Genomic DNA, 12,871 nt, shown 5'->3' with positions numbered 1-12,871 from the left:
GGGAGCGATGCGCTTTTTGATTTTGAACTGCAACCGCCGGTTTATGCTCAAGAAGATGCGTGTATTTTATTGGAGGAACGTCCTCATTGGCGGTTGGCTTTGCAGGAAGCGCAGACTAATTGGAAAGTTAAACCGTGGTTTGTTTTGGCATTTATGCATCAAGAATCGCGATTTGATCCGCGGGCATTGAGTAAATCGATGGCTTATGGTTATGCGCAGGCAAAAGATGATACGTGGGATTGGTATATGATGAAAACGGGGCGTTATGATAGCGTGCGCGATCGTTTTGATGATGCGGTGGATTTTATGGGATTTTATGTAAATCGTAATCGTGACCGTAATCACGTAGCCATTAATGATGTGAAAAATCAATATCTTGCTTATCACGAAGGTATGGGCGGTTTTGAAAGCGGTAGTTATTTAGCAAAACCATGGTTATTGGCGGTTTCCGATAAAGTGGTCAACCGCGCGCATATGTATCGCGAGCAATTGCGGCGGTGTCCATTATGAATGAGAAAGCATGTTGGCAGCTGCCGCAGGATAAGGAAAGCGTTTATCGTCATATTTTTGCCGGTGGGGTTTTTGCTTATCCAACGGAAGCCGTTTACGGATTGGGCGGAAATCCTGCCGATGAACGGGCGGTTTGTGAGATTTTGCGTTTAAAAGGGCGAACGGCGGCAAAAGGTTTGATTATGGTTGCGGGTAATTGGGCGCAATGTTGCGGTTGGGTGAGCGGCGTTTCTAAACGCGATCAAGCGGAAATGATGGATTGGGCAGGCGATTATCCCACAACGTTTATTGTTTACGCAGGGGAAAAATTGTGCGCGCACGTTGCTACCGCTGACGGCAAAACGGCAATTCGTATTTCACAACACCCGTTAATTCAAGAACTTTGTGCTTTAATTGGGCAGCCGTTATTGTCAACATCGGCAAATTTAAGCGGTCAGGAACCAGCGCGCAGTGTGGCAGCAGTGCGGCAGTATTTTCCAGATTTACCAATGGTTTTAGGCGCATTGGGCGCGGCAGAACGTCCCAGCCGTATTATTGATTGGCATAGTCGGCAGGTTATTCGTGCGTAATAAAATTGATGAAAATATGCGCGAAAGCATGCTGATGAGTTGCGTTAAAAAAAGGCGAGAATCACCAATCTTTATCTGGCTATCAATGTATATTATGATACTATCGGCGCGCATGCGGGGCGTTTTAGTAGGCAGATAAAAAAAGGGCGAGATGGTGCGAAATATCGGCGTCATGATTTTTTAAATCTGGAATTCTTTGTGAGTTTTTGGATAAAATTGCAGCCATCTTTATTATCTGCTGATTTAAAAGGAGTTAAGTATGAGTCTAGTTGGTGTTGATATAGGACAGTATGCAATCAAGATTGCTAAGGCAAAAAAGAGTGGGAAGGTTTTTGTTTGCGACTTCTTAATCTCTGAAGTTATTCCTTCGGATATTAGAGAAAAAAAGGATAAATTAGCACTCAAAAATCTTTTAAACAGAATATGGAAAGAATACAAACTCTCTAGTTATACCCCCGTTATTCACGTTCATGCCGGCGATACGATTATGCGACAAGTTCATGTGGACGAATCTTTAAGCGGCAATGAACTTGAAGGCGCGATGGAACTCGATTTAGCGCCCGCCATTCCTTTCGGAATTGAGCAAGTTTATTTTGATTATGCAGAAAAACCTGATGCCAACGGTGATCGCTTAGCCGTTGCTGCGCGCCGCGATTTAATTGATCCTAAAACAGATTTATTTGTCGATCCTAAAAAACCCAAAGCTAAAATTAAACCAATGGTCGATGTGGACGTTTTTGCTTACGAGCGTTTGGTTTCTTATTTACCTAACTCCGGGGTTGCCAGCGAACCCTGCTTTATGATCGCTGATATTAGTTATAATCGCTGCCGATTTGCCGTGTATCGCGATCATAAATATGTGTTCCATAGAGAGCAGCAATTGGGCGGACAAAAGATCAACGAAAATTTCATTGATGTTTATGATATTGATAATGAAGCCGCTGAAGTTAAAAAGATAAATCAGAATTTTGGTGAAGAGTATAATGAGCTCGTTTTAACGCCTTTTGCGGCAGAATTAGCAGAACAAATTAATTTGGCTATCGATTTCTATGAAGCAAGTAGTCCTGATTCGGCTTCAGTTGAAAAAATTTATTTAACGGGCGGTGGCGCAAATACGCATAATTTGTTGAAAAAATTAGAGCAAAATTTGAGTATTAGCGTTGATTTGTTGGATTTATCTCGTTTTATTAAATTGCAAAGAGGGCAGCCTGATTTGTTGCGAAACGGATTGAGTCATGCGCTGGCAATTGGATTGGCATTGGAGACAAAATAATGGCAAGAAGATTTAACCTACAACCTTGGCGTCATGAACAAAGGGAAGCGCAACGAAAAACTTTTATAACGATTACCGCTGCAATCGCAGTCATTACAGCTTTGCTGCTTGGAGCGTATTGCATCATGATGGATCGGTATATTGAAAGCCAGCAAAATGGAATCAGTAGACTAGAGCAAAAGATTAAAGATTGCGAAACAGCAGAAAAACAAATTGCGGTAATTAAAAAATTAAATGAAGGAATAGAGCAACAAATCTCTACCATCTATGCTTTGCAGCTTCAGCGTTCAACAACTGTGGAAATCCTCGATCATATTGCTAAAAAAACTCCAGAAAACATTTTGATTAATAATATTTCCTACGGTAATGATTCTGGAAGAGGGCGAAAAGCGGATATTGCTGCGGGGGAAAAAGTGTTGCTGATTAGCGGCGTTGCGGAAAATGAGCTGGCGGTTTCTTCTTTTATGTCGGAGCTCAATAGTTTTGGGCAATTTGCGCCGGCAAAAATCGTCGGTATCGAAAGAGCAAGCAATACCGATCGTTATACCGTTCCTGATGATACTGATGTGCGATCTTTCCGGGTTAGTATCGTCGTTTCTCCTAAAGCCTCGGATAAACTTAATCCAGAATCAATGCAAGAAAAATAGGAGTAATCGATTATGAAAGGTTTTGTGAGTCCTGCGAAGTTAGATACTTCAAATATAGGTGGTTGGCCTATTTACTATAAGATTCCCATGTGGGTGTTGCTTGTTGTTGCCATGTTTGCTCTTGCAAAATCCGCTTTGTTCAAGGAGCGAGAAGATAGCATTGCCGCAAATGAAGCCAAAATTGCATCTTTGGAGAAAAGTTTTGCCGATATTTTTCAAAAAACGGTGGATCTTCAACAGTATCAGGTAAGAGCAAATGAATTGTGGAATATATTGGAAGGATTGTTAAAATATTTGCCGGAAAGCGATCAAGCTCCTGAATTAATTAAAGAAGTTAACCAGTCTGCACTCAATAGTAGCATCGCCATTACTAAATTTTCTCCCGCGGCAGAAGTGAAAAGCGAATCTTATACAATCAATCCGTTTATTTTAGTGACGAAAACGAGATTTGAGAATTTTGCAACGTTTGCGGAAGCTTTAACGAAACTTGATCGTATTATGAATATCGTAAACTTTGATTTAAATGTTGCTCCTCAAGAGGATCAAAATTTTATCGATGAAAAAAATATGATCGATGTTTCTGCACAGCTTCAAACTTATGTTTACGATAGCGAGATGATTGAAGGGCTTCGTAAAGAGGTAATGCAAAGTACGAAAAACATGAAGAAAAACGTGAAATAAGGCAGAGGAACTATCATGAAAACAAAATATGAACTTATCGCGGTAATATGTTGTTACGTTTCTCTGGTGGGATTTGGTGAAATTTTGTTGGCAGAAAGACCAGATAGGGCAGTGGAAGCGTCTATTAATAGAATACAAAGTAATGCGCAACCGAGTAAAAACCTCGATTTGGGATCGCTTCCTAACATAGAAAAATATAATCCTTATGTTTATTCTTCGCCCAGCGATAAAGATCCCTTTATACTCAAAGCTTTTGTAAGCCGAATGCAAACAGAAGAAGAAATGCAAGAGCAGCCAATTTCAGAAATTTGTGATAATCGCTCTTGTGATGGTGATCCGCCAGCTCCGCACGAACCTTATTTTTTAGAAAATTATGAACTCAGTCAGCTCGCTATGGTTGGTTTTGTTATCAACCGGAAAAATTGTCAGAGTTCTCATGAAGACTCTTGCGAGAAAATCGCATTGATTAGTACGCCTGATGCCGGCATTATTGAAGCGAGAAAAGGCGAATATATGGGCAGGGATAACGGATTGATTATGGAAATTCATAAAGATCATATGACGATTAAGGAAGCAAAGAAGGTTCCCGGGGGTTGGCAGAATCCTAATCCTCCTTTTGAGCTAATTGTTAGATAATTTTGAGGTATAGGAAGACACAATGAAAAAGTTAATTTATGCGAGTATGTTGTTGGTAAGTTCCCATATTTTCGCGGGAACGATCACAGGGATTGATGCGGTTGCAGGAGGAAATAATCGTTTCAATCTGGTTTTTAAAAATGCAGATGCTGAACCCGTCAGTTTTAATACCAACGCGCCCACAGCGATTATTTTGGATTTCCCGAGAACAACTTCCGCGCTGCCCAGCCGTGAAGTGCCGATTAATGCCAACGGCATTTTTTCTGTTGACGTAATCCCCGGTGATGATCGGACGCGTGCCGTGGTTAATTTATCCAAACCCATGAGCTATAACGTTTCTCGTGTGGGAAAAGATATTTATCTTTCTTTGCCTTTATCCGATGCAGCGCCCGCTTTGAGTCAAAATACTTCTGCAGGATTATTCAATATTGCCAACGCTGCGCCACAGTCAAACTTTTCAACTAATGCTACAGCACAGCGCAAAGCTTATGCCTATAAATTGGTTCCTACATTCCATAAAAATGGTAAAAAAGGAGGTCTTTTGTCATTCAAACTGCCTGATAAAGACACTTACGTTAATTTGAAGCAAGAAGGCGGCACATTAGTTGCGACGATCAGTGATTACAAACCTTCACGCGATGAAGAACGGCGCTTAGATGTTGCTGACTATGCTACGCCGGTGATGCGTGTTGATATCACAGGAAAACAAAAAGATACCAAGATTGAAATCTATATGGGGCGTAATCCGTACGATTACAAAACCTATCAAAATGGCGATATTTATAACATTGAAATCAGCGAGCCAGATTTAGATTCTTTCGAAAATAAAGCCAAAGAATTAACAGGTTTTGCGCCGAATAAAGTTTATACCGGTGAGCCGTTATCATTGAACTTCCAAGATATCGAAGTGCGCGCGGTGCTCAATATTATTGCTGAATTTACGCAACAAAATATTGTAGTTAGCGATACGGTTTCTGGAAATATTACTTTGCGTTTGGATAATGTTCCTTGGGATCAAGCATTAGATATCATTATGAAAACCAAAGGATTAGCAAAACGCGAAAACGGTAATGATAAAACCGGAAGAATTATCTATATTGCGCCCGAAAAGGAATTGGATACGGCAGAAATTGACGCGTTAGAAGGTTGGCAGAAAAAACAACAATTAATGCCAATGCAAACTGATTTTATCAGAATTAAATATGCTAAAGCATCTGATTTACAAAGAATTTTAGAAAAATCCCGTGAAATATCTTCTGATGGTACAAAAAATGGTATTTTAGCGGCGCAAGACGCAGTTTTATCAGCGCGTGGTTCTGTGACTATTGATGAAAGAATGAACGCGCTCATTGTTAGTGATATTCCTGCTAAAATTCAGGCAGTGCGCGATTTAGTGGCTCGATTAGATGAATCCGTGCGCCAAGTTTTGGTTGATGCACGTTTGGTTATTACTAAAGATAATTTTGCTCGCGATTTGGGTGCACGTTTTGGTTTATCCTTTAAGGGTACAGCGGGTAGTAATCCTATTGTGGGTAGTGGTAATTTAACTGGCACTACTTTTTATGCTGGCATGTTGGAAGAAAAAACCATACCCATCGATAATCGTCTTGGAGTAAATTTGGGAATTGCTTCTCCCAATGTCAGAGCTCCTTCTTACGGTATATCTATCTTAGGCTCCGATGTGCTCGTAGATTTAGAATTGCAAGCTTTGCAAAATGAAGGGCGTTCCGAAGTTATTTCTAGTCCACGCGTGGTAACACAAGATGGCAATCAAGCAAAAGTGATGTCTGGTCAGGAAATTCCTTATAGTACTCTTGATGACAAGGGTTCTGTCCAAACTGATTACAAAGAAGCTTTGCTTTCTTTAGAGGTTACACCGCGCGTTACTCCTAATGATCGGGTCAATATGGAAATTGAAATTAAAAAGGATCGTGTAAATTGGAGTGAACAAGTTCTAGGACAACCAGCAATAGATAAAAATCTGTTGAATACTAAAGTAGAAGTTGCTAATGGAGAAACCATTGTGCTTGGTGGTATCTATGAGCAAGAACAATCACTTAGTGAGAATAAAGTACCTTTGTTAGGTGATATTCCCGTGGTTGGTAATGTATTTAAAAATACCAATAAGAAATTCACTAAAAACGAATTACTTATTTTCATTACGCCGCGCGTTATCGATCAACGCTTAACCGATAGCGATAAATTCTCTAATTTGCGCGACAACTAAGCGTTAGGTTTTTATTTGCCCCACTTTTGTGGGGCTTCTTGTTTTTTCCTTGAGGTAATAATGCGTTACGAACCCGTGATTGGTCTTGAACTCCATATTCAATTAAATACTCACAGTAAACTTTTTTCTCCTTCTTCCGCAGCTTTTGGCGCCGAAGCGAACACGCACGTCAATGAAATTGATTTGGCTTATCCGGGCGTTTTGCCGGTATTAAACGAACAAGCGTTGGCATCAGCGGTATTATTTGGTTTAGCTTTGGGCAGCCGCATTCATTCTTCTGCCGTTTTTATGCGCAAAAACTATTTTTATCCTGACTCGCCAAAAGGTTATCAAATCAGCCAGTTAAATGATGCGGTTATTTTGGGCGGACAAGTCAGCATTGATGTTGACGGCGCCACGCAGACCGTACGTATCAATCGCGGGCAGTTAGAAGAAGATGCGGGAAAATCCGTGCATGATATTTTTTCCGATCGCACGGGTATCGATTTGAACCGCGCCGGCGTGCCGCTCATTGAATTGGTTTCAGAACCTGATATGCATTCCGCGGCGGCAGCGGTGGCTTATATGCGCAAAATCCATCATTTAGTGCGTTATTTGGGCATTAGCGATGGCAATATGCAAGAAGGATCATTTCGTTGCGATGCGAACGTTTCCATTCGTCCGGTCGGCAGCAAAGAACTCAATGCCCGCGTGGAATTGAAAAATATCAACTCTTTCCGTTTTGTGGCTCAAGCAATTCAAATCGAAATTGAACGGCAAAGCGACATTTTGGACGCCGGCGGCAGCGTTGAGCAAGAAACGCGGCTTTTTGATCCGGAAAAAATGCAAACAAGAACCATGCGCAGCAAAGAAAATGCCAACGATTATCGCTATTTTCCGGATCCTGATTTGTTGCCACTCCATTTAAGCGCGGAAACTATTGAACATATTCGCGCGCAATTGCCCGAATTGCCCGATGCGCGCGCGCAACGTTATCGCAAAGATTATCAGCTCGATGACGAAACTATTGCATTCCTCGTACAAACCCGAATGATTGCCGATTATTTCGATGCCGTCGTTGCCAAATGCCACGACGCCAAACTCGCTGCTAATTGGATTTCCGTAGAATTAGCGCGGTTGCTCAATGAACATCATTTAAGTTTTGAACAAAATCCTGTTTCCGCGGAACAATTTTCTCAATTATTATTGAAAATTCATGATGATACGATTTCGGCGCAAAATGGTAAAAAAGTGCTGGATTACTTATGGCAGCACGCCGATGCGGATGTTGATGCCGTCATTGATACGCAAGGTTTACGGCAAATCAGCGATGATCAAGCGTTGAAAACATGGGCGGCGGAAGTATTGGCTGCTTATCCGAAGCAAGTTGCCGATTATCGCGGTGGACAAGAAAAACTTCTTGGCTTTTTTGTCGGGCAAGTGATGAAAAAATCGCGCGGCAAAGCCAATCCCAAAACGGTAAACGATATCATCAGCCAAATGCTTCAAGCGGAATAAAACCGCCGCTGAAGTTAATGCGCTTCCTTTTTCTTGCGGCTATAATTGCCGCTCCTTTTTTTAGTGGATAAGAGTATGACTAATAACGATACGGCGTATATTCGTAACATTGCGATTGTCGCCCACGTCGACCACGGTAAAACAACTTTGGTTGATCAGCTGCTGCGCCAATCCGATACCTTAGCGAAACGGGCAGAAATTCATGAACGTATGATGGATTCAATGGATTTGGAACGCGAGCGCGGGATTACTATTTTGGCGAAGAATACGGCGATTCGTTGGCACGATTATCAGATTAATATTGTCGATACTCCAGGGCACGCCGATTTTGGCGGCGAAGTTGAACGCGTTTTATCGATGGTAGATAGCGTTATTTTATTGGTTGACGCGACCGATGGCCCGATGCCGCAAACGCGTTTTGTTACGCAAAAAGCTTTTAATATGGGACTGCGCCCAATTGTACTCATCAATAAAATTGACCGCCCCGAAGCGCGTCCGGATTGGGTTTTAAATGAAACTTTTGATTTATTTGACCGTTTGGGTGCCACCGATGAACAGTTAGATTTTCCAATTGTTTATGCTTCTGGATTAAATGGTTACGCCGGCGATAATCCCGATATCCGCTCGGGAGATATGACTTATCTTTTTGAAACGATTGTCAAATATGTAAAAGCGCCGCAAGTTGATCGTACAAAACCATTTCAAATGCGGGTTTCTTCATTGGATTATTCGCGTTATACCGGCGTGATTGGCGTGGGACGCGTTGAGCGCGGCACAATCAATAAAAATACGCCGGTTAAAATCGTTGGACGAGATGGCGCCATGCGCAGCGGACGCATTTTGCAAATGTTTCGTTTTTTAGGTTTGGAAAAAGTAGAAATCGAACAAGCCGCCGCCGGCGATATTATTTCTTTTACCGGCATTGATCCGCTCTATATTTCCGATACGTTATGTGATCCTAATTGCGTGGAAGCATTGCCGAGTTTGACGGTTGACGAACCAACAATGAGCATGACGTTTCAAGTAAACACTTCTCCATTTGCCGGACGGGAAGGCAAATTTGTTACCTCGCGGCAAATTCAAGAACGTTTAGAACGTGAATTAATTCATAACGTTGCTTTGCGCGTGGAAGCAATGGCAGATGCCGATAAATTTAAAGTTTCTGGTCGCGGCGAACTGCATTTATCTGTTTTGATTGAAACGATGCGGCGCGAAGGTTACGAGCTTGGCGTTTCGCGTCCGGAAGTAATTTTTAAAGAAATTGACGGCGTCAAACATGAACCTTATGAGCTTGTTTTGCTTGATATTGATGAAGAACATCAAGGCGCGGTGATGGAGCGCATGGGCGAACGTAAAGGCGATTTGCAAAATATGGTGGTTGACGGCAAAGGACGCGTGCGGCTGGAATATTTGATTCCAACGCGCGGCTTGATTGGTTTTCAAACAGAATTTATGACGATGACTTCCGGCACGGGTTTAAAATTCCAATCTTTTGATCATTATGCGCCGGTTAAAGAAGGTTTGGGCAAAACACGGCGAAACGGCGTATTAATTGCCAACGGTTCCGGCAAAGCGCTGGCTTATGCCTTGTTTAATTTGCAAGAACGCGGACGTTTATTTATCGGGCACGGCGATGAAGTTTATGAAGGCATGATTATTGGCATGCACAGCCGCGATAATGATTTAGTGGTTAATCCATTGAAAGCAAAACAATTAACCAATATTCGCGCTGCCGGTTCAGATGAAAATATTATTTTAACGCCGCCGATTCATCATTCTTTAGAGCAAGCTTTGGAATTTATTGATGATGATGAATTGGTGGAAGTGACGCCGAAATCGATTCGTTTGCGCAAAAAATATTTGCACGAACTCGAACGCCGACGCGCCCCAAAAGAATAACGTTTCGAGGCTGATCATTTCAGCCTCTTTTTTTAAGCTTTTTGCCCAAATTATTGGGCGTTTTATGCTTTTTAGCTGCTAGAATAAACCGTTTTTGAATAGAGTTAGGAAACAACAAAATGAGCGAATCGATGGCAACACGCTATCAGCCGGCGGAAATTGAGGCAAAGTGGTATCAAATTTGGGAACAAAATGGAGATTTTAAACCCAGCGGCACGGGCGATGTGTTTTCCATTATGATTCCGCCGCCAAACGTCACCGGCAGCCTTCATATGGGACATGCTTTTCAAGATACGATTATGGATATTTTGATCCGCTATCACCGTATGAATGCGCACAATACATTATGGCAAGTTGGCTGCGATCACGCGGGTATTGCCACGCAAATGGTGGTTGAACGGCGTTTAAATGCGCAAGGAAAAACGCGGCATGATTTGGGACGCGAGGCGTTTTTACAAGAAGTTTGGCAGTGGAAAAAAACCTCCGGCGGACAAATTATGAAACAATTGCGGCGTTTAGGCACTGCTGTGGATTGGTCACGCGAACGTTTTACGATGGACGAGGGCATGTCGCGCGCGGTGTGTGCGATGTTTGAACGTTTATATGATGACGGCTTGATTTACCGCGGTAAACGTTTGGTTAATTGGGATCCGGTATTAAAAACGGCGATTTCTGATTTGGAAGTTGAAAACCGCGATGAGCAAGGATTGATGTATTACGTGCGTTATCCTTTTGCTGCCGGACAAGGGCTTGACGGTCAATTTATGATGATTGCCACCACGCGTCCGGAAACGATTTTGGCAGACGGCGCGCTGGCAGTTCACCCAAATGATGAGCGTTATCAAAAAGTTGTGGGGAAAAAAGTGCACGTGCCGTTAACCGAACGCACGGTTACCATTGTGGCTGATGATTATGTTGATCCCGAATTTGGTACGGGTTGCGTCAAAATCACGCCGGCGCACGATTTTAACGATTACGCGGTGGGCATGCGTCACAACATCACGCCGATTAATATGCTAAACCCTGATGCAACGTTAAACGACAATGTTCCGCCGATTTATCGCGGTTTGGATCGGGAAACGGCGCGGGAGCGCGTGGTTGCGGATTTAAAAACAGCAGATTTGTTGATAAAAACCGAGCCGCATCTTTTAAAACGACCGTACGGCGATCGCAGCGGCGTGGTTATTGAGCCGTATTTAACCGATCAATGGTTTGTTGATTTGAGTAAAAAAGGTTATGAACGTTTAACGAAACCTGCGATTGAGGCGGTGCGCAGTGGTCGCATTCGTTTTGTGCCGTCTAATTGGGAAAATACTTATTTCCATTGGATGGAAAATTTACAAGATTGGTGTATTTCTCGGCAATTGTGGTGGGGACATCGCATTCCTGCTTGGTATGACGCCGATGGACATATTTATGTGGCAGAAAACGAAGCCGCCGCGCGCGAAAAATATCAATTAGCAGACGATGTGCCGTTAACGCAAGATGAAGACGTGTTGGATACGTGGTTTAGTTCTGGATTATGGCCTTTTGCAACGCAAGGTTGGCCCGAATCAACGCCCGATCTCAATACTTATTATCCGAGCAGCATTTTAGTGACTGGTTTTGACATTATTTTCTTTTGGGTCGCGCGCATGGTGTTATTGGGACTGTATGCGATGGACGGCAAAGTACCATTCCATACCGTTTATATTCACGGTTTAGTGCGCGATAGTGAAGGCAAAAAAATGTCTAAATCCAAAGGCAATGTGATTGATCCGATTGATGTTATTGACGGCATCGATTTGGAAACTTTGGTAGCAAAAAGAACCGAAAATATGATGCAGCCGCAATTAGCGGAAAAAATTGCGGCGCAAACGCGCAAAGAATTTCCAGAAGGCATTCCTGCTTGTGGCACCGATGCTTTGCGTTTTACTTTTGCCGCACTGGCAACCAGCGGTCGCGATGTGGTTTTTGATTTGCAACGTGTTGAAGGTTATCGCAATTTTTGCAATAAATTGTGGAACGCCGCGCGTTTTGTGTTGATGCAAACGGAAGGAAAAGAAATTGCCGCAACCGTTGAATCCAAAGATGCAGTCGCGCGTTGGATTGATGACCGTTTATGCGTCACGATTGCGGCGGTGCGTCAAGCGTTTGCGGAATATCGTTTTGATTTTGCGGCAACGGCGATTTATGAATTTGTGTGGCACGATTATTGCGATTGGTATTTGGAATTGGTTAAACCCGTTCTTAATAAAAATAATCCCGACGAAGCGGCAAAAGCGCAAACGCGGCGGCATTTATTAACGATTTTAGAAACGATTTTACGCCTCGCGCACCCGATTATGCCGTTTATCAGCGAAGAAATTTGGCAAACTTTGCGCGATTTGCTCCATTTGCCTGAAAAACACATTACGCATTGCGCTTATCCGCAAGTTGCCGCCGATTGGGCGCTTGATGAAGATGCGCAGGCGCAAGTTTTGTGGTTGCAGGCGGTATTATTAGGCGTGCGCAAAATTCGCGCGGATATGGATATTGCGCCGGCGAAATTGTTGCCGTTATTGCTTGATAAAGTCAGCGCGCAAGATCAACATTATTTGCAGGCGCAAAAAGAACGTTTGCTCGCTTTGGGACGGTTGCAAGAAATCACGATTATTACGGGCGCAGCGCCAGAATCAGCGGCGTTTGTAGTCGGTGAAATGCAAGGATTAATTCCGCTTGCCGGATTAATCGATAAAACGGCAGAACTCGCGCGGCTCGATAAAGAGATTGAAAAAATTGAAAAAAATCAAGCGAAATTGAGCGCGCAACTTAATAATCCTAAATTTGTTACGCAGGCACCCGAGGCATTAGTTGCGCAAACGCGTGCGCAATTGTCCGCCGATGAAACGGCGCTTAAAGCGTTAAAAGAGCAACGCCAAAAAGTCGAACAAATGTAACCGCGTTTTGATGA

The 12,871-nt window shown here is 42.9% G+C and carries 10 protein-coding genes; all 10 read left to right on the top strand.

Going from position 1 to position 12,871, the window contains the following annotated elements:
- The coding region (locus tag AKG33_RS04495; RefSeq protein ID WP_050707996.1) for a transglycosylase SLT domain-containing protein at positions 1 to 510 on the top strand (510 nt) is incomplete at its 5' end.
- Positions 507 to 1,079: an L-threonylcarbamoyladenylate synthase gene (locus AKG33_RS04490; protein ID WP_012030686.1), complete on the top strand. Its 573-nt coding sequence runs from the start codon at positions 507 to 509 to the stop codon at positions 1,077 to 1,079. The genes AKG33_RS04495 and AKG33_RS04490, both read left to right, overlap by 4 nt.
- Positions 1,080 to 1,338: 259 nt before the next feature.
- Positions 1,339 to 2,352, top strand: coding sequence for a type IV pilus assembly protein PilM (gene pilM / locus AKG33_RS04485; RefSeq protein ID WP_012030687.1), 1,014 nt, complete (start codon positions 1,339 to 1,341; stop codon positions 2,350 to 2,352).
- Complete coding sequence (locus AKG33_RS04480) at positions 2,352 to 2,999, top strand: PilN domain-containing protein (RefSeq protein WP_012030688.1); 648 nt, start codon at positions 2,352 to 2,354, stop codon at positions 2,997 to 2,999. The genes pilM and AKG33_RS04480 overlap by 1 nt, the downstream gene beginning before the upstream one ends.
- A 12-nt stretch (positions 3,000 to 3,011) precedes the next feature.
- On the top strand, positions 3,012 to 3,680 hold the full coding sequence (locus AKG33_RS04475) for a type IV pilus inner membrane component PilO (RefSeq protein ID WP_012030689.1): 669 nt from the start codon (positions 3,012 to 3,014) through the stop codon (positions 3,678 to 3,680).
- A gap of 15 nt (positions 3,681 to 3,695) precedes the next feature.
- Positions 3,696 to 4,316: a pilus assembly protein PilP gene (locus AKG33_RS04470; protein ID WP_012030690.1), complete on the top strand. Its 621-nt coding sequence runs from the start codon at positions 3,696 to 3,698 to the stop codon at positions 4,314 to 4,316.
- 22 nt (positions 4,317 to 4,338) lie between these two features.
- Complete coding sequence (gene pilQ, locus AKG33_RS04465; RefSeq protein WP_012030691.1) at positions 4,339 to 6,543, top strand: type IV pilus secretin PilQ; 2,205 nt, start codon at positions 4,339 to 4,341, stop codon at positions 6,541 to 6,543.
- Between the two features lie 60 nt (positions 6,544 to 6,603).
- A complete protein-coding gene (gene gatB, locus AKG33_RS04460; protein ID WP_012030692.1) occupies positions 6,604 to 8,040 on the top strand; it encodes an Asp-tRNA(Asn)/Glu-tRNA(Gln) amidotransferase subunit GatB in 1,437 nt (478 codons plus the stop codon).
- A 75-nt stretch (positions 8,041 to 8,115) separates the two neighbouring features.
- Positions 8,116 to 9,939 carry a translational GTPase TypA gene (typA, locus tag AKG33_RS04455; RefSeq protein WP_012030693.1) on the top strand — a complete coding sequence of 608 codons (1,824 nt, stop codon included), beginning with the start codon at positions 8,116 to 8,118 and terminating at the stop codon, positions 9,937 to 9,939.
- A 131-nt stretch (positions 9,940 to 10,070) separates the two neighbouring features.
- Positions 10,071 to 12,857, top strand: a complete 2,787-nt coding sequence (locus AKG33_RS04450) for a valine--tRNA ligase (RefSeq protein WP_041729799.1) — start codon at positions 10,071 to 10,073, stop codon at positions 12,855 to 12,857.
- The last annotated feature ends 14 nt before the right edge of the window (positions 12,858 to 12,871 follow it).

Source organism: Dichelobacter nodosus, from assembly GCF_001263335.1.
In the GTDB taxonomy this organism is placed as follows: domain Bacteria; phylum Pseudomonadota; class Gammaproteobacteria; order Cardiobacteriales; family Cardiobacteriaceae; genus Dichelobacter; species Dichelobacter nodosus.
This window is presented reverse-complemented; position numbering and strand designations above follow the sequence as displayed.

Bases quoted from the DNA above. Each gene is read 5' to 3' on its own strand.
- AKG33_RS04490 (WP_012030686.1), top strand. From the start codon at position 507: ATGAATGAGAAAGCATGTTGGCAGCTGCCGCAGGATAAGGAAAGCGTT.
- pilM (WP_012030687.1), top strand. From the start codon at position 1,339: ATGAGTCTAGTTGGTGTTGATATAGGACAGTATGCAATCAAGATTGCT.
- AKG33_RS04480 (WP_012030688.1), top strand. From the start codon at position 2,352: ATGGCAAGAAGATTTAACCTACAACCTTGGCGTCATGAACAAAGGGAA.
- AKG33_RS04475 (WP_012030689.1), top strand. From the start codon at position 3,012: ATGAAAGGTTTTGTGAGTCCTGCGAAGTTAGATACTTCAAATATAGGT.
- AKG33_RS04470 (WP_012030690.1), top strand. From the start codon at position 3,696: ATGAAAACAAAATATGAACTTATCGCGGTAATATGTTGTTACGTTTCT.
- pilQ (WP_012030691.1), top strand. From the start codon at position 4,339: ATGAAAAAGTTAATTTATGCGAGTATGTTGTTGGTAAGTTCCCATATT.
- gatB (WP_012030692.1), top strand. From the start codon at position 6,604: ATGCGTTACGAACCCGTGATTGGTCTTGAACTCCATATTCAATTAAAT.
- typA (WP_012030693.1), top strand. From the start codon at position 8,116: ATGACTAATAACGATACGGCGTATATTCGTAACATTGCGATTGTCGCC.
- AKG33_RS04450 (WP_041729799.1), top strand. From the start codon at position 10,071: ATGGCAACACGCTATCAGCCGGCGGAAATTGAGGCAAAGTGGTATCAA.